24 protein-coding genes, 1 tRNA gene and 1 pseudogene are annotated in these 23,712 nt (G+C 57.2%); 12 read left to right on the top strand and 14 right to left on the bottom strand.

From position 1 onward, the window contains the following. Positions 1-3 precede the first annotated feature (3 nt). Together NW870_RS07365 and NW870_RS07370 are read right to left on the bottom strand one after the other, a co-directional pair. Positions 4-1,548: an ABC transporter ATP-binding protein gene (locus NW870_RS07365; protein ID WP_414374662.1), complete on the bottom strand. Its 1,545-nt coding sequence runs from the start codon at positions 1,546-1,548 to the stop codon at positions 4-6. A 50-nt stretch (positions 1,549-1,598) separates the two neighbouring features. After that, a complete protein-coding gene (locus NW870_RS07370) occupies positions 1,599-2,294 on the bottom strand; it encodes a cysteine hydrolase family protein (protein ID WP_011430738.1) in 696 nt (231 codons plus the stop codon). Between the two features lie 191 nt (positions 2,295-2,485). Here NW870_RS07370 and mnmH point away from each other — a divergent pair, with 191 nt between their 5' ends. Then, positions 2,486-3,550, top strand: a complete 1,065-nt coding sequence (gene mnmH / locus NW870_RS07375; protein ID WP_414374664.1) for a tRNA 2-selenouridine(34) synthase MnmH — start codon at positions 2,486-2,488, stop codon at positions 3,548-3,550. On the opposite strand, the gene NW870_RS07380 is transcribed toward mnmH, so the two are convergent. From NW870_RS07380 to NW870_RS07390, 3 genes are all read right to left on the bottom strand, one after another. Continuing rightward, positions 3,543-4,346: a M55 family metallopeptidase gene (locus tag NW870_RS07380; RefSeq protein ID WP_414357520.1), complete on the bottom strand. Its 804-nt coding sequence runs from the start codon at positions 4,344-4,346 to the stop codon at positions 3,543-3,545. The two genes, mnmH and NW870_RS07380, sit on opposite strands and share 8 nt — an antisense overlap. Before the next feature lie 192 nt (positions 4,347-4,538). Then, a complete protein-coding gene (locus tag NW870_RS07385) occupies positions 4,539-5,573 on the bottom strand; it encodes an adenosine deaminase (protein WP_414357521.1) in 1,035 nt (344 codons plus the stop codon). A gap of 127 nt (positions 5,574-5,700) precedes the next feature. After that, positions 5,701-6,579: an isoaspartyl peptidase/L-asparaginase gene (locus tag NW870_RS07390; protein ID WP_414357522.1), complete on the bottom strand. Its 879-nt coding sequence runs from the start codon at positions 6,577-6,579 to the stop codon at positions 5,701-5,703. Between the two features lie 235 nt (positions 6,580-6,814). On the opposite strand from NW870_RS07390, the gene NW870_RS07395 reads away from it, so the two are divergent. Further along, positions 6,815-8,419, top strand: coding sequence for an NAD(P)H-quinone oxidoreductase subunit 4 (locus NW870_RS07395; RefSeq protein ID WP_414357523.1), 1,605 nt, complete (start codon positions 6,815-6,817; stop codon positions 8,417-8,419). 51 nt (positions 8,420-8,470) lie between these two features. On the opposite strand, the gene NW870_RS07400 is transcribed toward NW870_RS07395, so the two are convergent. Together NW870_RS07400 and NW870_RS07405 are read right to left on the bottom strand one after the other, a co-directional pair. After that, positions 8,471-9,067 (bottom strand): Uma2 family endonuclease, encoded by a 597-nt coding sequence (locus tag NW870_RS07400; RefSeq protein ID WP_414374666.1) that lies wholly within the window; start codon positions 9,065-9,067, stop codon positions 8,471-8,473. Positions 9,068-9,132: 65 nt separating this feature from the next. Beyond that, entirely contained in the window at positions 9,133-9,879 is a 747-nt protein-coding gene (locus tag NW870_RS07405) for a rhomboid family intramembrane serine protease (RefSeq protein ID WP_414374668.1), read from the bottom strand. A 206-nt stretch (positions 9,880-10,085) separates the two neighbouring features. Between NW870_RS07405 and NW870_RS07410 the strand changes: the two genes are divergently transcribed. Beyond that, positions 10,086-10,760, top strand: a complete 675-nt coding sequence (locus tag NW870_RS07410; RefSeq protein WP_414342386.1) for a response regulator transcription factor — start codon at positions 10,086-10,088, stop codon at positions 10,758-10,760. Between the two features lie 148 nt (positions 10,761-10,908). Here NW870_RS07410 and psb35 read toward each other — a convergent pair whose 3' ends face one another. Then, positions 10,909-11,217 carry a photosystem II assembly protein Psb35 gene (gene psb35, locus NW870_RS07415; protein ID WP_414374670.1) on the bottom strand — a complete coding sequence of 103 codons (309 nt, stop codon included), beginning with the start codon at positions 11,215-11,217 and terminating at the stop codon, positions 10,909-10,911. 137 nt (positions 11,218-11,354) lie between these two features. Further along, positions 11,355-11,573 (bottom strand): hypothetical protein, encoded by a 219-nt coding sequence (locus NW870_RS07420; RefSeq protein WP_414374672.1) that lies wholly within the window; start codon positions 11,571-11,573, stop codon positions 11,355-11,357. 184 nt (positions 11,574-11,757) lie between these two features. On the opposite strand from NW870_RS07420, the gene NW870_RS07425 reads away from it, so the two are divergent. Together NW870_RS07425 and NW870_RS07430 are read left to right on the top strand one after the other, a co-directional pair. Then, on the top strand, positions 11,758-13,035 hold the full coding sequence (locus NW870_RS07425; RefSeq protein ID WP_414374674.1) for a cysteine desulfurase: 1,278 nt from the start codon (positions 11,758-11,760) through the stop codon (positions 13,033-13,035). 12 nt (positions 13,036-13,047) lie between these two features. Beyond that, positions 13,048-13,143: pseudogene (locus tag NW870_RS07430) on the top strand (IS5/IS1182 family transposase); the annotation flags it as partial. Between the two features lie 85 nt (positions 13,144-13,228). On the opposite strand, the gene NW870_RS07435 reads toward NW870_RS07430, so the two are convergent. Further along, a complete protein-coding gene (locus NW870_RS07435; protein ID WP_414374676.1) occupies positions 13,229-14,908 on the bottom strand; it encodes a SpoIID/LytB domain-containing protein in 1,680 nt (559 codons plus the stop codon). A gap of 89 nt (positions 14,909-14,997) precedes the next feature. Here NW870_RS07435 and NW870_RS07440 point away from each other — a divergent pair, with 89 nt between their 5' ends. From NW870_RS07440 to NW870_RS07450, 3 genes are all read left to right on the top strand, one after another. After that, on the top strand, positions 14,998-15,429 hold the full coding sequence (locus NW870_RS07440; RefSeq protein WP_414374678.1) for a DUF1818 family protein: 432 nt from the start codon (positions 14,998-15,000) through the stop codon (positions 15,427-15,429). A gap of 42 nt (positions 15,430-15,471) precedes the next feature. Beyond that, positions 15,472-16,284 carry an FAD binding domain-containing protein gene (locus tag NW870_RS07445; RefSeq protein ID WP_414374680.1) on the top strand — a complete coding sequence of 271 codons (813 nt, stop codon included), beginning with the start codon at positions 15,472-15,474 and terminating at the stop codon, positions 16,282-16,284. A 428-nt stretch (positions 16,285-16,712) separates the two neighbouring features. Next, positions 16,713-17,147: a type IV pilin protein gene (locus NW870_RS07450; protein WP_414374682.1), complete on the top strand. Its 435-nt coding sequence runs from the start codon at positions 16,713-16,715 to the stop codon at positions 17,145-17,147. Between the two features lie 33 nt (positions 17,148-17,180). On the opposite strand, the gene NW870_RS07455 is transcribed toward NW870_RS07450, so the two are convergent. After that, positions 17,181-17,254, bottom strand: a tRNA-Arg gene (locus NW870_RS07455). A gap of 139 nt (positions 17,255-17,393) precedes the next feature. On the opposite strand from NW870_RS07455, the gene NW870_RS07460 reads away from it, so the two are divergent. Continuing rightward, entirely contained in the window at positions 17,394-18,716 is a 1,323-nt protein-coding gene (locus NW870_RS07460) for a dihydroorotase (RefSeq protein WP_414374683.1), read from the top strand. A gap of 106 nt (positions 18,717-18,822) precedes the next feature. Here NW870_RS07460 and NW870_RS07465 read toward each other — a convergent pair whose 3' ends face one another. The 3 genes from NW870_RS07465 to NW870_RS07475 form a co-directional block, all read right to left on the bottom strand. Next, positions 18,823-20,094: an MDR family MFS transporter gene (locus tag NW870_RS07465; RefSeq protein ID WP_414358292.1), complete on the bottom strand. Its 1,272-nt coding sequence runs from the start codon at positions 20,092-20,094 to the stop codon at positions 18,823-18,825. 26 nt (positions 20,095-20,120) lie between these two features. Then, complete coding sequence (locus NW870_RS07470) at positions 20,121-20,345, bottom strand: hypothetical protein (RefSeq protein WP_414374684.1); 225 nt, start codon at positions 20,343-20,345, stop codon at positions 20,121-20,123. Between the two features lie 351 nt (positions 20,346-20,696). Beyond that, positions 20,697-20,993: a hypothetical protein gene (locus tag NW870_RS07475; RefSeq protein ID WP_414348680.1), complete on the bottom strand. Its 297-nt coding sequence runs from the start codon at positions 20,991-20,993 to the stop codon at positions 20,697-20,699. A 214-nt stretch (positions 20,994-21,207) separates the two neighbouring features. Between NW870_RS07475 and NW870_RS07480 the strand changes: the two genes are divergently transcribed. The 3 genes from NW870_RS07480 (at position 21,208) to NW870_RS07490 (ending at position 23,357) form a co-directional block, all read left to right on the top strand. Next, positions 21,208-21,450, top strand: a complete 243-nt coding sequence (locus NW870_RS07480; RefSeq protein ID WP_011434378.1) for a Ycf34 family protein — start codon at positions 21,208-21,210, stop codon at positions 21,448-21,450. Positions 21,451-21,596: 146 nt separating this feature from the next. Then, the gene (hemF, locus tag NW870_RS07485) at positions 21,597-22,610 is read left to right on the top strand and encodes an oxygen-dependent coproporphyrinogen oxidase (protein WP_414342234.1); all 1,014 of its coding nucleotides are present in this window, start codon (positions 21,597-21,599) and stop codon (positions 22,608-22,610) included. Between the two features lie 39 nt (positions 22,611-22,649). Next, positions 22,650-23,357, top strand: coding sequence for an alpha/beta hydrolase (locus NW870_RS07490; protein WP_414374686.1), 708 nt, complete (start codon positions 22,650-22,652; stop codon positions 23,355-23,357). The last annotated feature ends 355 nt before the right edge of the window (positions 23,358-23,712 follow it).

Below are 23,712 nucleotides of genomic sequence, written 5' to 3' on the forward strand. Positions count from 1 at the left end.
TGCTTAATGTCCGCCCATCTTGTGGCCAACTTCTTTGAGATCCACGCTGCTGATAGGACTTTCATAGACGATCCGACCGCCCGCCATCACCAGCAAACGATCGGAGAGCTTGAGAAGCTCGTCCAGATCTTCGCTGATCAGCAAGACGGCAACTCCTCGGTTACGAGCATCCACAATCTGCGAGTGAATGTAATCTACTGCCGCAAAGTCCAGACCAAAACAAGGATTGGCGGCGATCAAAATTTGTGGATCTCCGGCGAGTTCCCGTGCCAAAATGGCTCGCTGGACATTACCCCCCGACAGGTGGCTGATGGGAGTTTGGGCTGCAGGCGTTTTCACCTTAAATTGCTCGATTAACGCGCGGGCAGAGCGCCAAATCTCTTGCCAGATCAACATCCAACCTTTGGCCATAGGATCCCGGTCATAACGACGCAGGGCCAAGTTTTCGCCAACGCTCATGTTGGGGATCGAGGCATTTCTCAGAGGTTCCTCCGGCAAACAGCAAACCCGGTGGCGCACCATTTCTGCGCGGGTGGCCCTGTACAGTTGCCCGTTGATCTTGATCTGCCCGGCTGTAGCCATCCGCTGCCCGGCCAAGACTTCCATCAACTCCCGCTGGCCGTTGCCGGAAACGCCGGCAATTCCCACAATCTCACCTCCATGAACAGTCAGGGTCGCCCCCCGCACAGCGGGCAAGCCATTGTCCTTGTCAGCCTGGATCCCTTCAATTTCCAGCAGAGGGGATCCCCCTTTGACCAAGGCTTTCTCCAACTGGATCTGCACCTGTTGCCGGCCCAGCATCATTTCGGCCATTTCTGCTGTGGATAAATCTTTCACTTGTCCATGGCCGGCCAGCTTCCCACGTCGCAACACCGTCACCTCATCGGCAAAGGCATTCACCTCGCGAAACTTGTGGGTAATGAGCAATACACTCAGGTCGCCAGCTTCCACCGAACGACGCACAAGGCCCAAGACTTCGTCGGCTTCCTCTGGCGTGAGCACAGAAGTAGGCTCGTCCAAGATCAGGATCTTGGTGTTCAAATAAAGCTGCTTGAGGATCTCGACCTTCTGCTTTTCTCCTGCCGATAGTTCGGAAACAAAAGCCCGCAAGTTGACTTGGAAAGGGGCTGTTTCCATAAAATCTGCCAGCTTTTTTTCCTCTTCTTTCCAGTCAATCACCAAAGGCAAATCTGGGCGGGCCAAGACCAAGTTTTCCGCCACAGTCATGGCGGGTACAGAGGTGAAATGTTGGTACACCATGCCAATGCCGTAGTGATAGGCATCCCGTGGGCTGTGGATGGCACGAGCTCGCTTGTCAATACAAACATCGCCAGAGTCAGCATGATAAAAGCCCATCACGCACTTAACGAGGGTGCTTTTCCCGGCTCCGTTTTCCCCAAGTAAGGCATGAAGGGATCCCGGCTTGAGTTTCATCGAGACGTGGTCTAGGGCCAACAGGGATCCAAATCGCTTGGTGAGGTTGACGACCTCCAGTTCCGGGGGGGCTTTCCGTGCTGTTGAGATTTCAGTTTGGGCAGTGGTAGTCATGGTTGGTCAAGATCTCCTGGTTTGGGTGTCTCACGTAAAGAAATCGAGGTCTAGTCGGTTTTGAGTTCCTGAAGTACTGCTATCAAGGCACCTGAATCGGCAACTGCCCCGAAAACCCCGCCTTGCATCTGGATCATCTTCAGAGCGGCGAGATAATTTCCGTAGTCTGTGGCACCTGTGCAATCGGACAGCAACAAACATTCATAGCCCCGGTCGTTGGCTTCTCGCATGGTGGTGTGGACGCATACATCGGTGGTGATGCCCGTCAAGATCAGGTTTTGGATGCCTTTGCGCCTCAGGATTAAGTCCAGATCGGTGGCATAGAAAGCGCCTTTGCCCGGCTTGTCGATGATCACCTCCCCCGGCAGAGGAGCCAGTTCCGGGATAATTTCCCAGCCGGGTTCCCCTCGCACCAGGATGCGCCCACAGGGACCGGGATCCCCAATGCCTGCCCCAATGCGTTGACTGCGCCAGCGCTTGTTTTCCGGCAAATCCGATAGATCGGGGCGATGGCCTTCGCGGGTATGCACGATGAAAAAACCCAGGGCTCGCATTGCCGCCAAAACCCGTCGGATCGGCTCTATGGGGGCACGGGTGAGGGAAATGTCGTAGCCCATTTTGTCTACATAGCCACCTACCCCGCAGAAATCGGTCTGCATATCGATGACGATCAGGGCGGTGTTCTCAGGCCGTAAGTCACCGTTGTAGGGATAGGGGTAAGGTTCTGCCGCAATATAGGATCCCATAGCACCTCTGGCAAATCAATTCAATAAAGAGCAAAGAAAGAGCAAAAGCCCAATCAAGAGGGATATCCAACCCAAGCCTTCGGGTCACCCTGCGCTTGACCTCGGCTCTCCCAAGTTAAAGCTGGGGCGGTGAGCCTTGGCCAGAACCCTGCCAAGATAGAACACAGCTTGCCATTTCTATCCACAGGTTTGTGTCTCCTCCGATTCACTTCACTGCAGAGCCCTGGCTGCACACCTACAGCGAAATTATCGATGTGCGCTCTCCGGCAGAGTTCGCAGAGGATCATTGGCCGGGAGCCATCAACTTGCCTGTACTCTACGATACAGAACGGGCGGAGGTGGGCACGCTCTACAAGCAGGTGGATCCCTTTACAGCCCGCAAACGAGGGGCAAGCTTGGTGGCCCAGAACATCAGTCGCCACTTGCAAACCCATTTTGCCGATAAAGATCGCGATTACCGGCCCCTAATCTACTGCTGGCGGGGAGGGCAGCGCTCTGCCAGCTTGGCATTGGTGTTGTCCCAGGTGGGCTGGCAGGTTACGGTTTTGCAAGGTGGCTACAAAACCTACCGGGCCTGGGTGCGCCGGCAACTGCAGATCTTGCCCCAGGAATTTACCTACCGAGTGCTCTGCGGACCAACAGGGAGCGGCAAAACCCAGTTGCTTGACTATCTGCGCCAACAGGGATCCCAAGTTCTCGATCTGGAAAAGCTGGCCTGTCACCGGGGATCCCTCCTGGGGGCCGAGTGGGGGGTGCCACAGCCCAGTCAGAAGAGCTTTGAAAGTCAACTGGTGCAGGTTTTTCTCCAGTGGGATCCCGCCAAGCCAGTCTGGGTAGAAGCTGAGAGTGCCAAAGTGGGCCAGCTCCATCTGCCGCCTGCCCTTTGGCAAGCCCTTACCCAAGCCGACTGTGTCGAAGTGCAGTTGCCTCTAGAGGAGCGGGTGAAGGGGTTAATCGCCCACTATCCCCACTGGATTGCTCACCCCCAAGCGCTAAAGGGGAAATTGCTGCCTCTGAAGTCCCGTCTTGGCCAGGCCCGCCTGCAGCGTTGGTTTGAGCTGATCGACGCCCAAGACTGGCCGCAGTTTGTGCAGGAGTTGCTGGAGCAGCACTACGACCCCACCTATCGACACGGGCTGCAGCAAAACTTCAATCGCCTTCGGGCCCGGATTGAGCTGTCTGACCTTTCCGAGACCAGCCTCAGGGAAGCTGCTGCTCGCCTCATCCAGATGCCGCTTGGATCCCTGGCTAGGTGAGCACGATAAACTCCAAAGCCCGCAACACCTCAAACCACTCGGAAACTTCCAGCCGAACCGTGGAATCGGCAATCCACCGGCAGCCAGGATAAAAAGACTTGCGGTAGGCCCGAGCGGGATCCTTGTAGTCCACTTCCAATTGAAAGTGATCCGGCAGTGGGCGAGGACGGTAGGCCGACAGCCGCCTCAGGGATCCCTCTACACCTTGGCGGATGGCCCGCAAAACTTGCTGCGGATGTGGCGCAATGACCGACTGGCCCATTCCTTTGTGGGTGACCACCGTCTCGATGTGGGCGTCATAAGCTTTCGCTGCGGCACACACCTCCGCATCTCCGGCTACAAACACAACTGGGACTCCCTCATAGGCAGCCGTGAGGCTGACCAGGTGAAACTCGGCGATGGCCTGGCCGTTCAGCCGGATTTGGCTAACTTCGGTGGTGTAGGTGTGGGCGAGGGGGTTGGCAGCAGATCCGGCGCGGGCATGATAGCCGATTAGGAGCAGGGCATCGTAACTGCGATCCAACTCTTGCACCATACAGTAGGGGTGGCCGCTCCAGCCGCGGATGAGTTGCACCGGCTCCGGCAACCGTTCGGGGATGAGGTTTCGCCCTGAGTCATGGGCATCTTTGACCGTGATCTGCGTGGCTCCGGCAGCCAGGGATCCCTCACAAGCCGCGATCACTGCTCGGGTCATCTGCTCTCGGAATGCCTCGTAACCCGGCTGGCCGATGGTGGCCTCATCCCAATGGCTGATGCCGGCAATCCCTTCAATATCGGCACTGATATAGACCTTCATGCTTGGCTCAGTAGACTCAGCATTGGATTCTGTTGGGCTTCATCCACCCTCGGATGCCCCTCAGCATCGCTCTGGGCAAGGGATCCAAGCGGTTATTTCCCTTGCGAAAGCTGCCCCTGTCTCTGTTACGGATCCCTTCCCTATTCTCAAGAAGCTCGGATGAAGAATAAAGACTCCGTCCCGCTGAGGGGATCAGAGAGCCACCAAAGAAGCAGATACCCCCTGCTGTAACTCCGACAACAATGAGGCCGGACGCCCCTTGTAGGGCCAGGCAAAAGCGTGACGAAAGGCTGCTTCCTGGCAGTGTTTGAGCTGCTCGAAATCGATGATGTCGTGGGTTAGCAGGTTTTCGTACTCAAACGGCAGCCGCACATTGTGCAAGCCGGCGTTGTCGGTGCAGATGGCGATATCCACCCCCGCCTCAAAGCAGCGGTCAAAGACAATCTTGAGGGGCTCCAAACTGGGCAGGGTTCCCGTTTTTAGATAGGTGGTGGGACAAACTTCTAGGCATTGGCCTCGCCGCGCCAGCTCCGGCAGCAATTCTGGATAGTGGAGAGGGATCTGAATGCCGTGGCCGATCCGCGAGACATAGGGCAGTAACTGCGGGTAGCAGCCATCCAAAGTTTCGTACAGGTGGGCAGTGGTTTTCAGGCCCCGGGCCAGCGCATACTTGAACAGCTCAATCCACTCGTCCATCCGTTCACCGTAGGGCTTGTCTCCTCCGGCCAGGTCGATGGCACACACATACTCCGACTCGGCGGCAGCTTCCACCATGGCTCGGTTGATGTGGCTGGGCAAGCGCGAGTGCAAACAGACGATCTGGGTGGTGACGATGGGATACTCTCGCTGTTGACTGGCTTGTCCTACCGTCTCGATTACCTGGCGCATCTGCTTGAGGCGCTCCGCCTCATCCAGGCTGGGATCCGTGCGCAGGTAGGGGGTGTAGCGAATCTCTAGGTAGGCCAGATCCTCAAAGATGTAGGCTCCCCGCAGCAGGCGGTAGATAAAATAGGGCAGGGTTTCCAGGGTCTGCACCTGTTCCACCAGCGTGTGCAGCTCCAGGTAATCCTCGAGGGTGTTGCGCGGGCGGGTGTAGAACTCCTCAAACTCGGCATAGGTGGGAAAGCGCTCTGCCAAAGGGGATCCCTGGCGGTGAAAATAGCGCCACAGAATTCGGGGGACAACCGAACCGCCCAAATGACGGTGCAACTCCGCGTGAAGTGCCATAAACGCTCTACAGTGGCCCGCCAGGGGGCAGACTTGGTTTGTTTAAGTACTATTTCTACTCTTATCCTACTCTTATCCAACCGCCTCAGGCTTGTCCAGGTCTAATCCCGCAAGCCCGGCTAGAAGTTTAGATCGTCAAGCCGATCCCCTGCCCATCGTGATAGGCGGCCAGCAGTAGGTCGGTGGTGGTATCCCAGGCAATCTCCCCCGAGCAGGATAGAGCGATGGCCCCAAAGGAGCGGCGACGTTGGCGGGCCTCTTGAAAAGACTTGGCCATGGCAGCCTTCAGGCTGAGGCCATCTTCCACTCGAATCACAATCCGCGCCGCCAAGCTCTCATCCAAAATATCTTCCCCGACACCAGTACAACTGACCCCCGCCGCCGCACTGGCATAGGTTCCCGCTGGAGTGGCCGAATCGCTTACTCGCCCCACCCGTTCAAACCCCCGCCCGCCGGTGGAGGTGCCGGCACAGATTTGCCCCTGTTGATCCAGCGCCACCGCCCCCACCGTGCCCATGGCCAGAGCAGTGAGAACCCTAGTTGGGGGATGGGTTTGGCGCAACTGCACCCACTCTTGAACCCGCTTGAGAGTGGCCGGGTCATAGACCGGCAACTGCAGCTCCCGCGCCAGCTCTGCTGCCCCTTGTTCGGCCACCACGCGATCCGGGCTTGATTGCAGAGCCTGGGCCATGAGGATGGGATGCTGAACTCGGCTGACGTTGATCACCCCGCTAAAAGACTGGGTGGCCCCGTTCATGAGAGCGGCGCTCATGCGGATTTGCCCATCCGATTGCAAGACCGACCCCGTCCCGGCATTGTAGAGCGGATCATCCTCCAGCAACTGGCAGGCATGCATCACCGCCGCCTCGGCACTCTGCCCAGCCAACAGCAGCTCGTAGGTGCTCTCCACCACCTGCTGCAGGGATCCCCTCACTTTTTCCAGGCTGCTTTCCCCTTCCAGGGCGCTGCCGGCTCCGCCGTGGATGATCAGTTTGGGCTGAGGCATGATGAGATCGGTTACCTTGTGAGAACAGTGGAAGACTATATTTTGATTTTCGGGTACAACATCCACCCATGCATCTGCTCCATCCCAGGGATCCCAACGCAAAGGGAGAGGGAGCCTTAAGATAATCCTGTAGATTTGCTAAGCATAGATACTCAAGGGCGATTCTGGTAAAGGGCTGTCGGATTGCAGCCGGCAGGGATCCCCCTGATGGTATGGCACAAGCGAGGTTACATCCATGGCGCTGCCCAGCTTGCACGAGTTTCCTTGGCTGACCACGGTCATCGCTTACCCTGTGTTGGCCGCCCTATTTATTCCCCTGATCCCAGCACCGGCTGGGGATCCCAGTACCCGCGCCTACGCACAAAAGTTGGCCGAGCGGATCCGCTGGTTTGCTTTGTTCATTGCGGTCACGGATCTGCTGATTCTGCTGGCCGGCTTCTATGTCGGCTACGATCCCGGCCAGACAGGTTTGCAACTGCTGGAGCGCTACACCTGGGTACCCCAAGTGGGCTTGAGTTGGTCGGTGGGGGCTGATGGCCTCTCCATGCCCCTGATCCTGCTCACGGCGTTTATCACTACCCTAGCTATCTTGGCCGCTTGGCCGGTCACCCTCAAACCTCGCCTCTTCTACTTTTTGATGCTGGCCATGTATGGCGGGCAGATCGGGGTGTTTGCCGTGCAGGACATGTTGCTGTTTTTCCTGATGTGGGAATTGGAGCTGATCCCGGTGTACTTGCTCCTCTCCATTTGGGGGGGATACAACCGCCTGTATGCGGCCACCAAGTTCATCCTCTACACGGCTCTCAGCTCCCTGTTTATCCTGGTGGCAGGTCTGGCTATGGCCTTCTACGGGGATCCCATCAGCTTTGACATGACGGATCTGGCCCACAAGACCTATCCACTCACCTTCCAACTGCTGATGTATGGGGCCTTCCTCATTGCCTATGGGGTGAAGCTGCCCATTTTCCCCTTGCACACTTGGCTGCCCGATGCCCACGGCGAGGCCACTGCGCCGGTGCACATGTTGCTGGCCGGGATCCTGCTCAAGATGGGGGGCTATGCCCTGATGCGCATGAATGCGGGCATGCTGCCGGATGCTCATCTTTACTTTGCGCCAGTGCTGATCGTGCTGGGGGTGGTGAACATCATCTTTGCGGCCCTCACCTCTTTCGCGCAGCGCAACCTGAAGCGGAAGATCGCCTATTCTTCCATCAGCCACATGGGCTTCGTGCTCATCGGTATCGGATCCCTGACGGAGATCGGCATGAGCGGCGCCATGCTGCAGATGATCTCCCACGGGCTGATCGGGGCCAGCCTGTTCTTCTTGGTGGGGGCCACCTACGACCGCACCCATACGCTGGAGCTGGAGGAAATGGGCGGCGTTGGCCTGAAGATGCCCAAGATCTTCTCCATGTTCACCGCCTGCTCCCTGGCTTCGCTAGCCCTACCCGGCATGAGCGGCTTTGTGGCCGAGATCATGGTGTTTATCGGCATGGCCACCACCGATGCCTACTCTCTCCCCTTCCGGTTGGTGGTGGTTTTCCTGGCAGCAGTTGGGGTGATCCTGACCCCCATCTACCTGCTGTCGATGTTGCGGCAGATTTTCTTTGGCCCAGAGAACAAAGAGCTCACCGAACACGAAGAGTTGGTGGATGCCGAGCCGCGCGAGGTGTTCATCATCGCCTGCCTGTTGATCCCCATCATCGGCATTGGCCTCTATCCCAAGCTGGTGACCAGCCTCTACGACCAATCCACCAACGCCTTGGTGGCGCTGCTGCGGCAGGAACTGCCCCAAACTGGTGAGACGGTTGCCCAAGCTCCTGCCCTCTACAACAACTGAATGTTGAATTTGAATTGAGAATTGAGGGATGGAAGGAGATCCACTCTTTTTCTATCCCGCATTGGACTTGTGGCTCTCGCCAGCTTGAACTTGCATCCAGCCGAACAAAGTTGCGATTGTCAGTTGGATCCCTGAGGCGAAGGCGGGAGCGGGGATCACCTCTTGGGGATCCTCATGTACTGTCGGCTGCTGCCCGGCAGGGTAGGCGAAAACAACCCTTTCTTCGGGATCCACCACCCACCCCATTTGGCAGCCGTGGGCCAAACCGATCAGGATTTTTTTGACCAGCTTCATTTGATTTTGATTGGGAGAGAAAATCTCGATCATCCAATCCGGGCAAAAGGGGATGAGATTTTGAATGGTGCCATCTTCATCCACAGGGATCCGATCCCAGGGGATCACAGAAATATCGGGCACAATCGCGTATCCGGCGAAGGTGCAGCGCAGCTCTGGAAATGCCATTCCCAGTTGAGAAGGCTCCAACATCTCGTTAATGAAGCTACCCAGTTTTAGTTGGAGACGGCTATGTTTTCCCTGTGGCATGGGCTTCTGGATAATTTCTCCTTTGATGAACTCGCTGGCGGGCTGAGTTTCCGGCTGTTGTAGAAAGTCTTCCAGAGTTAGAGGCTTGGCAGATAGACTGACCATGGCTTTCTCCCATCACGCTGCTATCCGATTAACAATAGACTGAGAAAGTATCAAAGCTGATCAAATCAAAACAGATCCCTGTCACGTTGTTGCCAAGTCATTTGGCGGTCATAAGGGCTTTTGCCGGAAAACAACCCCATCAGCGGCCCCAAAATGGCCCCAAACACAAAACCGCCCGCATGGGCCCAATAGGCAATCCCCCCACCCTGCATACCGATGTTGGTAGGCGTCTGTAGGCTGGCAATGCCGTAGAAGGCTTGCTGGATGAACCAAAAGCCCAGGAACACCCAAGCTGGAATGTAGAGGGTTGTGATAAAAATACCCAAGGGCACCAAGGTTAGGATCTCGGCCCGTGGAAAGCGCAAAATATAGGCTCCCAATACGCCGGCAATGGCACCACTTGCCCCCAGTGAAGGAATGGGGGATCCCATATCGAAAAACCACTGCGTTAGCGCAGCCAAAGCTCCGCAAGCCAGGTAAAAGATGAGGTAGCGCACATGGCCCAAGCGATCCTCAACGTTGTTGCCGAAAACCCACAAAAAAAGCATGTTCCCGCCAATGTGGAGAAAGCCCCCATGCAGAAATTGTGAGGTGAATAGGGTTACCCATTCTGGACGCGACGAAGAGGTGATCTCCCCTCGAAAACTGGCCGTCAACTCTATCGGTACCACTGCCCACTCCCGGAAAAAAGCTGCCAGCTCTTGTGGCGACAGGGTTAGCTGGTACAGAAAAATTAAGATGTTAACGATCACCAGGGCATAAGTGACATAGGCTGTGCGGGTGGTTGGGTTGCGATCTTGCAGGGGTACCACAGTTCAGATCCGGTTGACGTCACCCTCTAGCCTAACCTGTCCTTTCCCACCCCCCAGGCTCACCTCTAAGCCCCTACCTGAGGCTACACTGGGGTAGTCGGCTGGGAGCTATGCTTGCAGACGGATCCCTTACCGACGAACGCATCTCGGCCAAGCTCGCTCGGCAGAGAATGGACTACAAGATAAGGATTTAGAGGAGTGGATTGATGCCCGAGGTTGAAAGCGCCACTGCCCCGCTCAAGTTTTTGATCGTCGAAGATCATCCAGAGGTGGCCCAGAACAACTGTGAGTGGCTGCAACGGATTGCAGCCGATGCTCAGTGCATTACGGTCACCAACCCTATGGACGCCATCCTGCGCTTGCAGCGGGAACAACCGGACTTGGTTGTAGCCGATCTGCTCTACGGTCAAACCAGCGGGGAGCAGTCTGCCGAGCCTGGCCTAGAGTTCCTGCGTCATATCTTTGAGAACTACCCCACCCTAAATGTGATGGCCTATTCCAGCGAGCCGCTGCTGCTAACTCCATTGGTGGGCCTGATCAGCAAACACCAGGGTGGGTTTGCCGCGGTCAACAAAATGGAACGGCGCACCGTGTTTCTGGAGGGGGCCAAAAGCGCCCTGAATGGAGAATTGCGCATGCCGCGGGAGTTGCGCGGTCTTACGAAGCTGACGGAACGAGAAATTGAGGTCTTGAATTTGCTCTGCAAAGAAGCCCTCACCGACCAAGCCATTGCCGATCGCATTCACACCAGCAAGAAGACCGTACAAAACTGTATCCAAAGGCTCAAAGAAAAGCTAGATATTTTCGGCTCTGAGGATGAGATCAACGCCCGCGTTGCCATGTGCATGACAGCTGTTCAGAAAAAGATTATCCAGTGGTAAAGGCTGAAGGCCAGCAGTGACTTGCATCTGCGGCCAGCTCCAGCTTGGGGTACTGGCAAAGGCTTAGTCAAAGCCAGAAGAAGAGAGGCGGAGCTCTCCGGCTGCCATTTTCCAATTCTTCCAGCCATCAGACAGCTTTCAACTGGGATCAGCGGATCCCCAGTGCAGAGGCAAACACGCTGTGGCCCACTATGGCCTCTACCACAACACTGATGGCAAACCCCAGCATGGCCAGCCGTCCGTTCCATCGCTCCGCCTTCTCCGTCCAGCCAATCTCCCACTCCGGCGGGGTATCGCCATCTTGACCGTACTGCGGCACATACCGCGGGCGACTGGCACTCTCCCAACCGGCAGGGCGCTTGGAGTTGAAGAAAGCCATCGAACCAATCACAACAGCAGCCACCAACCCGGCCACCATTACGGCAATGTAGGGGAGGAAGGGATTGTCAAGCATCATTGGATTGTCAAGATAGGGATTGAAGGATGAAAAAGCTCCCAAAAAGGGTAGAGCTGTAACATCTCAAAGCCGAAGAGAAAGTCTGTGAGATGCCCGATGTGGCTCTACCGAAAAGTTCTTTGACAGATTATTGCAGGTTATTGCAGACCTAGCCACTGGGCGAGAGTGCTGGCAAAAACACTGTGGCCCAACGCCGCTTCCGTAGCGATGCTGATCACCAAGCCCAACATGGCCAAGCGTCCATTCCAACGCTCTGCTTGCTCCGTCCAGCCCGGAATCCAGTCGTTGGTGGTGTCGTAGTACTGGGCAACAGAAGCGGAGTCCAAGCGAGAAGGGATCCTGGGAGAAGATTGCATTGTCAATACCTCATATCGATTGCTGTAACTAATCTTAACATCAGGTTACATTTTGTGACAAGTTTCGCTTTCAGGTCAGGGCGGAAGGGATCCCTGGCCGTTGCAACGGTTTGGGCAGAGGGGTTGGCCGAGGGCTGGCCGGAAGCAATGTCATACTGAGGGAAGCAGGCCTTTTGCGCAGACTATGGCGGTATCCCCCCTTTCTTCTTTCAAGCTTGATCATTCTTTCGACCTGGCTGCCCAGGTGCGGTCAGATTTTCCGATTTTGCAGCGCCAGATCAACGGCCACCCGCTGATCTACTTTGACAACGCTGCCACTTCTCAAAAGCCACTGGCAGTCCTGCAGGCGATGGATCATTACTATCGACACTGCAATGCCAACGTGCATCGCGGGGTGCATACGCTGAGCAACGAAGCCACAGATGCCTATGAGGGGGCGCGGGAAAAGATCGCTCGTTTTGTGAACGCGCCTTCTCCTCAGGAGATCATTTACACCCGCAATGCCAGCGAAGCCATCAATCTGGTGGCCTACAGTTGGGGCTTGAGCCATCTGGAGCGGGGGGATGAGATCGTCCTCTCGGTGATGGAGCATCACAGCAACCTGATCCCGTGGCAATGGGTGGCCCAAAGGACGGGAGCCCACCTCAAGTTCATCCAGATCACGCCAGAGGGAGAGCTGGATCTGGAGCACTACCGGTCTTTGCTCAGCGACCGCACCCGCTTGGTGGCGGTAACCCAGGTCTCCAACATGCTGGGATCCATCAATCCCGTCCAGGAGATGACTGAGCTGGCCCATCGCTACGGGGCCAAGGTTCTGCTGGATGCTTGCCAGAGCGTGCCCCACATGCCTGTGGATGTCCAGGCGCTGAATTGCGATTGGCTGGCCTTTTCGGGGCACAAGATGTGTGGCCCGACGGGGATCGGCGTCCTCTACGGCAGGCGGGAGCTGCTGCGAGCGATGCCTCCCTTTTTGGGCGGGGGAGAGATGATCGCCGATGTGTACTGGGATCACGCCACCTATGCGGATATCCCCCACAAATTTGAAGCCGGTACGCCGGCGATTGCCCAGGCGGTGGGGTTAGGGGCAGCCGTAGATTACTTGAGCCAGATCGGTCTGGAGCGGGTTCATGCCCACGAACAAAGGTTGATTGCCCACCTGTTGGACGGGATCCAGCGCATAGCGGGTATTAGGGTTTATGGCCCCAAGGATCCGGCGCGACGGGCAGGGCTGGTCAGCTTTTCGGTGGAGGCCGTCCATCCTCACGACCTGTCTACCTTGCTGGATGAGCAGGGCATTGCCGTTCGAGCAGGGCACCACTGCACTCAGCCTCTCCATTGCTATTTGGGAGTACAGTCCACTGCCCGAGCCAGTGTTTACCTGTACAACACCTTGGCGGAGGTGGATCGCTTTTTGGACGTGTTGGCAGAAGCGGTGGAGTTCTTCAGCGTTGCCCTAAGCTAGGTCGTGTTGATCTTAAAGCAGTACCGACATCTATTTTCTCGTTTTGACAAATTGGCAAGAAACTTCTTGAGTTTTCTCTATCTCGTCAGTGCTCTCTTTTGGCTCAAATATAAAGATCAACACAACCTTGCATTCCTCCCGACCCTCGCCCTGTGGGCAGAGGGCAGGGCTCCTGTGGCTTCTAGCTGAATCTCTAGCGGACGGAGTAGGCTGCTGAGACGGCAGGCAACTGCAGGGAGAGGGATCCCAGCGGGGCCAAGGTGGTGCCGGGGTAGTAAAAAGCGAGGATTTGCGCCGCGTTAAACCCCTGCCGAGCCAGGGTATAGGAGCCGTACTGGCTCAAGCCCACCCCATGGCCGAAGCCGCCGCCGATAAAGCGATAGCCCGCCAATCGCTCCCCTTGTTTGAGAGGCTCTATCCGAAACAGGGTGCTGTACAGGCGGGGAAAAGCCAAGCGCACCTGATCTTTGCGCAAAAGAATGGAGTGGATCCCTTCTGCCGTCTGCAAGTCCAATTGCATCGCCTGCACCCGGCCACTGGCGGAGCGCTCCAGGATCTGCATTCCCGCGATGCTGCTCCAAGTGGGCATGGGGATCCCCAGGTAGTCTTGGCCGGCGCGCAACTGGGTGTTCAGCTCCTCCAGAGATAGGGAGAACTCCCAGCGGAATAGGCGGGATACCCCTGCTTCGTTGAAGCCCTCTCGTTGGGCCAAAAACGCCTGGAAGCTGCTCTCCTGCCGCAAATCCAAGGGCTTACCCGGTTGATGGGCAATATCCGCTTGCCGGCGCAGGTAGGGGCGCGGATCCCCGTCCCAAACATCTTCAAAGGCCGCCGAGATGCCGCCATTGGTAGAGGAATAGACAGCATCCACCAGCTCGCCATTGTAGGTGAGCACCAGGCCACTGGTTTGGCGAATGGCTTCGTCTGCCCGTGGGTGAGTTCCGGTCAACCCCTTGTAAACCTGGCAATGGGTATTGGCGCAGAGCTGATAATCGTCAACCTGAAAGCGGTGGAGGTTCTTGAGGGCGTAGGTGCGCGCCAAAATCGCCTGGGCGGCCATCGCGGCAAAAGGGGCCCCTGGCCCCACCTCGTGGGGAACTACCCCCCGCAAATAGGTTTCCAGAGGCACGGCATTGACCACAGTGTAGCTGCCGTAGGCATTGGGCTGAAAGGTGATGGATCCGGCATAGTAGTGGTCGTTCACCCGTAGATAGCCGGCATCAGAGGTCACCCTGAGGCGGGTGCGGTGGTAGCGAAAGTGTTCATGGATCCAGCTCAGCTCCGCCCGTTCTCGCCGCTCCTGCACCTCGAGCCGCACATGGGGGATCCCTTCTTTCTGGGCATACTGCTGAATCTGGGCCAGTTGTTGCGGGGTGTAGGCGCGGCTGGCCCACACCTGCCATTCTTGCGGCTGGGCGATCTCGGTGCTGATGCCCAGAGACTGCCAATGGTTGGCATTGGCCTCGGCACTCTCAAAGCTTTTGTGGCTGCTGAGAATTAGACGATATACGGTTTCCGGGGAGGTCAGGGCGCGATTGACAATGCCAATGCTGACCCGAGGCGTTCGCTGCGTTTGGGTGCTGCCGTCTGCTTGGGCAAATTCCAGGGTGAGAAGGGATCCCGTCGGCGCTGCCAGCTCCACCTGATCCGTCTCAGAACGGCCAAAGCGTTGCACAATGCCTATGTGCAGGATTGGGTTTTCGGGGGTGGCCGCCGTGGCAAAGGTCTCTTCGCCAACGCCGGTCGCGTCGGCGGCATGGAGCGCCAAGGCCGTCAGCAACAGGCCCAAGCCGGAAATGAGGGTGCTCTGCTTGCAGGACGAAGTCCTTGAAAACCGGCGAGGTTTGGCAGTGGGAGGCTGACAACTGGCCATGGCCGCTTTATCCTAAAACACACCCTGTCGATTTTACCCGCATCTTTTCTGGCCCACCTGCAGTGGTCGCGTTAGCGGTGCGGAGCACCATGGATGCTTTTCCTCGCATGTCTGTTCCCGACGACGGGTTCCCAATCGCCACGGCGGGACGCCGCCCCTCTTTGCACAAGGGATCCGGCTGGCGGCTGGGCTGGGATCCCACCCGTTCCCCTTTTGTTGCGCTGGTGGGGGGAGAAACCTGGGCGCTGGAGCTCACTCAGGAGGAGTGGCAAGCGTTTGTGCAGGGGGTGCAGCGCCTGCAGCAGGATATGGAGGCCATCGCCTCCCAACTGATGGCGGAGGAGAGCATTACGCTGGAGCAGACTTTCCCTGCTTTGACCCTGATAGCCAGCGGCAGCGCCACTGCCTGGGGCCTCTACGTGCAATTGCATCAAGGCCGGCGCGGAGAAGGTTTTTGGCCTGCTGATGTTGTCCCTGAGCTATGCCAGGCCCTCGCCCAATGCTTTCAGGAAGCTCTCTAGCCCCCTGAAGCCTGCAGTCTGGATCCCTGCCTGAGAGAACCCATGGATCTGCACCATCTGCACACTTACATTCGTCCCCGACAGCTTGAGGACTTGACCGCATGGGATCCCGGCTGGAACTGGCTGGCCGGGGGGACTTGGCTCTTCTCACAGCCGCAACCCCACCTGCGGGGACTGGTCGATTTGCATCCTCTGGACTGGAACGAGCTGGAAATCAGCGCAGAAGGGCTAAAACTGGGGGCAACCTGTACCTTCCAGCAACTGCTGCAATACCCTTGGCCACCCCATTGGCCAGGGATCCGCGCCCTGTGCGAGGGAATGGCGTCTTTGGCCTCTTTTAAGGTGGCCCACTTGGCAACGATAGGGGGAAATCTCTGCCTGGCCCTGAGTGTCGGTGTCGTAGCGCCCGTGTTGATCGCCCTTGAGGCCACCTACACGCTGATCGATCTGCAGGGATCCCTGCGCCACATCCCCGCTCAGGACTTTCAAATCGGCCCCCAACAAACTCTGCTGCAGCCGGGCGAAGCCTTGCGATCCATCTGGATCCCGGCCCAACGGCTGCGCGGCCCCAGCACCTTTCAGCGGCTCGGCATCACCCAAACGGATCCCGCCCTGGTGATCGTTGCCGGATCGCGCGATCCCGACTCAGGCAACTATCGCTTCGGGCTCAATGCCGCCCTTTCGCCCCCACAACTGATCCAGATGGGATCCCGGCCCGATCCAGAACATCTTCCCCAACTTTTGGCAGAGCAAGCCCACGGCTGGATCGCGGATTTTCGGGCCAGCGCCCTTTACCGCCAACGCATGAGCGAGGTATTGATTCGCCGCTGTCTGGCAATCTTGCTCCGAGAGTAAGCCTGACCTCCCTGACCAAATGAGAGAGGATAAATTCATCTGCTGAGCTCCCAAAAACGAATGACCCATGAGAGTCCGCGGCGGCAGCAAGTGCCACCCCACAGACAACCGCGAAAATAGTTCACAGTGAACCCAGCTTTATCTGAGCTTAAAACTTGAGGCCAGTTTATAAAAAACTTACCCACAGTTGATAGCCAGTGAGGTTTTGGATTCAGGAGTTCGCGTGATTTGACAGGGAAAGTTTTGGGTCTGCGAAGGGTAACCTGAGACCAAGAAAAGGCTTGAATACCAGGGCAAGATCCTTCGGGTTTAGCCGGGTGCCTGATTTCTCCCAAAGTGGGGCTGAGGCTGTCATGAATCGGTTTTCCCTTCATGAAGTCTATCTCAGGAGAATCCTTTTCCGTCTGGCCACTGCGGCTCCTCGTGGCATGACATTGATCGAGTTGCTGGTGGTCATCGTGATTGTCGGTACTCTCTGCGCGGTGGCCATTCCCAACCTGCTCAACCACATTCGCCGCTCCAGAGTTGCTGAAGCCCAAACAGCTTTGGCGACCATTGGCCGCGCTTCAGAAATCTTCCGCATGGATTTTACGGTTTATCCTTCCAGCTACGCCGATATTCAATTCGGAGGGATCCACGGGGATCGTTATCTGCAAGATCCCTGGCAAGCCCCCAACTATCGTCTCCCCGAAGTTGTTCCTCCCACACCTGGCCCAAGCGGCATTCGTTGGATGACTGAGTCTTACACCTACACAACTGCTGGTGGGGATCCCCTGCGCTGTGACATTGGCCTCGGGGATCGCCAGCAAGAGGTTCTGGTCTCTGGCTACGACCTGCACAACTCCTGCAACCTTTATCATTGACTTGCCTGGGCGAGATTTGGTGGCTTGAGGAGACGGGACTGGGCGGACTTGAACCGCCGACCTAGCGCTTAGGAGGCGCTTGCTCTATCCATCTGAGCTACAGCCCCTTGTCGGACATCCTACCGATCTTAGCCCCCATCCCAGATTACAGCCCTTTTGCAGATGAAGTGGTGCTCAGCCAATTCTTAACGCGCTCCGACTGGGGTTGGTGTTATTCTGAGAGCGCCTTTGAGGGAGGGCGGAGCTTTGTCTGGCGATTTGCTGATCCGAAATGCTGAGCTGCTGGTGCCGGAAGGGGATCCCTGGCGGGGAGATGTGCTGGTGCGGGAGGGGCGCATTGCCCAAATCGGCCCAAACCTCTCGCCAGAAGGGGTGGCAAGGATCATTGACGCTGAGGGCCATACCCTGATGCCGGGGGTTATCGATCCCCAAGTTCACTTTCGCGAGCCTGGCCGCGAGCACAAAGAAGACCTGCAGACGGGATCCTGGGCCTGTGCCCGGGGCGGGGTGACCAGCTTTTTGGAGATGCCCAACACCGACCCCCTGACGATTGACCAAGCGACGCTGGATGACAAGCTGGCCCGTGCGGCCAGCAAGTGTGTAGTCAATTACGGCTTTTTTATCGGGGCCACTGCCGATAACCTAAAAGAGCTGCAAACGGTGCAGGGAGCCTGTGGCATCAAAATCTTCATGGGATCCATGCATGGCCCCCTCTTGGTGGATGATCAGGCGGCGCTAGAACGGATTTTCGGGGAAACGGATCCCAACTTTTTAATTGCCGTCCATGCCGAAGATTTGTCTCGCATCACAGCTCGTAAGGCCCTGTTTGCCGGACGCACAGACGTAGCTGTTCACTCGCAAATTCAGGACGAGGAATCGGCCCTGATCGCCTCACGGCGGGCTTTGGACTTGGCCACCCGCTACCGCCATCGCCTACACATTTTGCACCTTTCCACCGGTCTAGAGGTCGAGCTGCTGCGCCAGCACAAGCCAGCTTGGGTGACGGCAGAGGTGACCCCCCAACACCTACTGCTCAGCACCGCCGATTACGCTCGTCTGGGATCCCTGGCCCAGATGAACCCCCCCCTGCGGGATCCCGCTAACCTGGCCCAACTGTGGCAGGGGCTGCACGACGGGATCCTGGATTGCATTGCCACCGACCATGCCCCTCATACTTTGGAAGAAAAGGCTCAGCCCTATCCCCACTCCCCTTCCGGTATGCCCGGCGTGGAAACCGCTTTGCCTCTGATGTTGACGGCAGCCCAGCAGGGGCGTTGTACGCTGGCGCAGGTGGTGCGGTGGATGTGTGAGGCGCCGGCCCGCCTCTACGGGATCCCTAACAAAGGACGACTGCAAGTGGGCTACGATGCTGACTTGGTGTTGGTGGATCGCCATACCCCCAAGCCGGTGCGGCGAGAAGAACTGTTGACCAAATGCCGCTGGAGCCCCTTTGAAGGGTGGGAGCTGGTAGGCTGGCCACTGCTAACCCTCGTGGGCGGGCAGATCGCCTTTCAAAATGGCCGTGTGGATCCCTCGGTGCGGGGAAAGGCCCTGCAATTTCAGCGCTAGCCAGGGATCCCTGGCGTTCTATCTATTCCATCTAAAAGTCATCATCCATACCCTGGCAAACTGTTGGCCAAGATTGGGATCCCGAGATCTGTCTCCTTTCTAGGCTCTAGCGTTCCGCATCACCGAGGGGAGCGGGCTCCATCACCAGAGGCGCTGCGGTTCTATTCACCTTGCAGGGCAGAATGCGGTTTAGAAAGCCGAGGATCCCCCAAACCCAACTGACGGTGATCACCCAAAAGATCCACAGCCCGCTTGCCCACGGTTGCGGCAAGTCCAAGGCCATCCCCCCAATCATCGGGCCAAGGGCAAACCCCGCCGACCAACAAAGAGAGTTGACCGACAGATACACTCCCCGCAAGTGATCCGGTGCCAAATCCGCCACCAAAGCAGAGGCAGAGGGGTTGTAGCTCACCAACGCCAAAGAGAGCACCGCCAGCGCCAAGACTGCCACCACCGACCCCAATCCCGCCGCCAGACCGCTAAGCCAAACCAAGAGAAATCCTACCCCCCACATCAGGGCGGATCCCTGCAACCCTTGAATGCGCGTCCGGCGATTCAGCCAACGGGCCACCGGCATCTGCAGCAGAGCAACCAAGGCCCCATGTAAGGCAAACAAAATGCCGATTTGCACCTCTGGGATCCCTACCCCATTGCGGAAGTAGAGGGGCATGCTGCTGCTGAGCTGAGCGACATAGGTGGTGAACAGGATATTCGACAGGCCAAACACCAAGAGGGAGCGATCCCTGAGAGCGGTTTTCCAACCTGCCAACACCGGCTCTGCTGCCGGACAAGTCGCCCGAGTTTCCCGGATAAAAAACCAAAGCACCGCCAGAAAGATCAGAAAAGTGACACCATCGATCACAAACAAGAGCCGATAGGCCCCCGTCAGAGCCACCAGCGTGCTGGCCATAGCCACCCCAAGGCTGAGGCCCAAGTTGTCCCCCAGACGGTTGAGGGCGTAGGCTTCGTTGCGCTGCTCGCGGGTGGTTAGATCCGCTACAATCGCTTCTGCAGGCGGCCAGTACAACCCCTGCCCCAAACCTGCAGCCACATTGGCCAGAGCAAAACTCCAGAAGTTATGGGAGAGCGCAAACCCAAACGACCCCAAGCTGGAAATGGCCAGGGAGAGGATCAAAGTGGAGCGGCGCCCCCAAGCTCCATCGGCCATCGAGCCGCCCAGGATGCGGCCAAACACCCCGGCAAAAGCCATAATGCCCAGCCCCAAGCCCACTTGGGTGGCGGTCAGCCCTACCTGATTGACAAAAAAGAGGGTGGCATAAAACAGGGTAAAGCCGGTTCCGGTTTGGGAAAGCAGCCGACCGACAAAGATTAGCCAAACCTGAAAACTGAGCTTCGGCCACCAAGAAGGGATCCGCATGTTGGGTGCAGTGGGGGAGGGCCTACCTAGCCTACGGGATCCCGTTCACCGACGCCAGGGCAAGAACCCTGCTCCGACTCTGACAGGTAAGCTGAAAATCTGCCAAGCCAAGCCTGATGTTCGTTACCGGAAGGCTCTTCACCCAGCGAACCAGCAGACAGGGCAACCCATTCCCCCAACTCCAGATATTCGCTCAACAGCCGCGCCAACTTATAAACTCGATAATCGAGCTGCACCAAGCTACTTTTCATCTGCCCCAAAACACCCAGTCCTCTTCTAAGCCGACTCAACGCTTTTCCCAAAACTTGCTGAGCAGGAAGCCAGTCCCTGCCTCGCCACAGCCGAGCCGTAGCTCCCTTTTGCCCACAACAGGGTGCCTGTAGCTCAGCCGCAGACCTGGACAAGGCTGGAAAAAGCTGTGCCTTACAGTCCTAACATTAACAATCGTAAAACAATTGCAAATAAAAAGTCATCCACCTGCTTGCCTTGCAGGAGCCAACCCAAGCGCTAGACCAAGAGAGCCGCGGTTTTTTTCAAGTCAGCACGGGTGTCTTTGGGGCAAGGGATCCATCCGACAAGCGCCAACCGACTGCCAGTTGCTTCTAGCTGACGGCCACGGGCGACTTAGCCGCAGCAGCAGCGCGATTTTCCTCTTCCTCAGGGGGGACAACGGCAAACTCGATGTGGTTGAGCAGGGTGGTCACGAAGGCGAAGAGCAGGAAAGGCAGAGAAATCACCAAAATCAGGGCAATGGTGAGAAAAGCGTAGAGGGGGCTATTCATCAGGGAGAGGGCAGCGGCCAAGCTGGCAAAGATGACAATCAGCCAAATGATGATCTGGCCGTAGATATCTCCAAAGGAGAGGGTACAGGTGAAGCGGTAGCGGGTGTGAGTGTTCATGGCAGTTCCTCTGGATAGCCTGGATGGTTTGATCCTAAGGGCAGATCAAGCCTCAGCCTGAGAAATATGTCGAGATTTTAGACGAGAGACGAGAAGATGCCTCTCTTTGCTAAGAAATATCTCAAGAATCGGCTGAGAAAGAGGGGATCCGCCGTCTGGAAGGAGGCAGGATGCTACCCTCAAGATTGGGAACCGTTTCTTGCAGGCAGCAGCCATGTGTATTTGTATTCACTGCTACTACGTGGATCGCTGTACCACCTACCATGCCGTGGAAGCGCAGCATCAGCAACCTCATCTCACACTGACGCCGGATTTTGAGCCGCAGGGCCCCCAGATCAATGTCAATATCCGCAATGGGGGCACCGAGATGGAATGGGATGTGGTGGGCTGCCAGAGCTTTCGCGAGGAACGGAACAAATGGGCGCGACTTCGTCCCTATGAGGCGGTTCCCACGTAAGATCCAAGAGCGGCCTGGATTTCCAGGGAGTTTCTTGCCCGGCCAGGTTAGAACTCTTCAGTTTGGCAGTTCGGCTCTCCCAGTCTGAGAGGTTTGATGGGGGCTGGAGAGGTTTTTATCGAGTTTCGAGAGATTGGAAGACTATGATGCTGGCCTCAAGCCCTACAGCGCTGCCAGTGGATGCCCGTCAACAGGTGAGCCAATTCATGCAGCGCCTACAAGATGACATCTGTGCCCGTCTGGAGGCCCTAGACGGAAAAGCCAAGTTTCGGGAAGACCGTTGGGAACGCCCTGGAGGAGGGGGCGGGCGCTCGCGGGTCATTCAGCAGGGAGACGTGTTTGAGCAGGGGGGAGTCAATTTTTCCGAGGTGTTCGGATCCCATCTGCCCCCTTCGATTCTGAAACAGCGTCCAGAAGCGGCAGGGCATCCTTTCTACGCCACAGGCACCTCTATGGTGTTGCATCCTCGCAACCCCTATGTGCCGACGGTACACCTGAACTATCGCTATTTCGAGGCGGGGCCGGTTTGGTGGTTTGGGGGCGGGATGGATCTCACCCCCTATTACCTGTTTGAGGAGGATGCGGCCCATTTTCACCGCACCCTCAAGGCAGCCTGTGACCGCTTGGATCCCGTCTACTACCCAGTTTTCAAGATCTGGTGCGATCGCTACTTTTTCCTACCCCATCGCGGCGAGGCGCGCGGTGTTGGCGGCATTTTCTTCGACTATCAGGATGAACGCCCTGGGCTGCTCTATCGGCCCGAAGGTCAGGCGGAAGGGGATCCCGAACAACTGGCTTCTGAGCCACCATCGTTACAGGTGCGGGTGGGATCCCGCAGTTGGGAACATCTTTTCCAGTTGGTGCAAGCCTGTGGCGAAGCCTTCTTGCCGGCCTATGTGCCGATTGTGGAGCGGCGGCAGGGGATGGAATGGGGGGAGAGAGAACGGCAATTCCAGCTCTATCGTCGCGGGCGCTACGTGGAGTTCAACTTGGTCTATGACCGCGGCACGATCTTTGGACTCCAGACCCAGGGCCGCACCGAGTCGATTTTGATGTCTTTGCCGCCATTGGTGCGCTGGGAATATGGCTACGAGCCGCAACCGGACACGTGGGAAGCTAAGCTCTACCAGGTGCTCCGCCAGCCCCAGGATTGGGCGTAGGCCGGCCATACCTTGTCTCCGCCTTTGAGGATCCGCTGCGTGCCTTCTTCTTTGCCCCTCACCTACCGCTTTCAGCCGCCTCGACAGGTCGGCTTGGGATCCGCACCTGTGTTGGTGATGCTGCACGGGATCGGCAGCCACGAGGGGGATTTGTTCCAGTTGGCCCCCTATCTGGATCCCCGGTTGGCGGTGATTAGCTTGAGAGCCCCTATTCCTTGGAGTGTGGGCGGGAGTGTGGGCGGGTTTGCCTGGTTTGAAATGGCCTGGACGCCAGAAGGGCTGGTGGGGGATCCCCAGCAAGCGCGCAATAGCCTCAAGCTCCTGAGCCGCTTTCTGGAACAGGCGCTGCCCAATGGGATCCCGGATATTGCCTTGGATCCCAGGCAGGTGTATTTGCTGGGGTTTAGCCAGGGGGCGATCATGAGCCTGTACTTGGCTCTGACCCAGCCGGAGAAGCTGGCGGGGGTGGTGGCAATGAGTGGGCGCCTATCTCCAGAGATCCTGGCCGAGGCGGTGGAGCCGGAGCGGATGAAACACCTGGCCATCCTGGTGGTTCATGGCACTGCTGATGCTGTTTTGCCGATTGCTTTTGGCCGCCAGATCAGGGATTATTTTGCCCCGCTGCCACTGAACTTCACCTATCGCGAGTACGAGATGGGCCATGAAGTTTCCCCGGAGAGTCTGCGCGATATTCAGGTGTGGTTGCAAAATCTATTGGATAGAAGAAATTTGGAAATGAAACCCTAAAGAAGTCTGACTGAAATTGGGATGACTCTAATTCAGGTGTTGGGCAAGGCTTCGCAGCGCTTGGCGAGATCCTCAATAACCTCAATAGCGCAGGCCCGGTTCTCGCCACCTTTAGGGCTTTGAGGGCAAGTGGTAGGGATCCGTGTCCTACTCGGTTTTCCGGCTCTCCTTCGGATTCGGATGCCAGGATATTAGTTGTTTCAGGTTAGGGTGAGCGCCTGGGTTACATTGCTCCGCAACACTGACGCGACCAGCGTTTTAGGTGTGGGTGCGGTGTCCTAGGTTGTGTTGATCTTTCATTTGAGCCAAAAGAGAGCACTGACGAGATAGAGAAAACTCAAGAAGTTCCTGGCCA

Source organism: Synechococcus sp. R50.1 (assembly GCF_047462115.1).
Classification (GTDB): domain Bacteria; phylum Cyanobacteriota; class Cyanobacteriia; order Thermostichales; family Thermostichaceae; genus Thermostichus.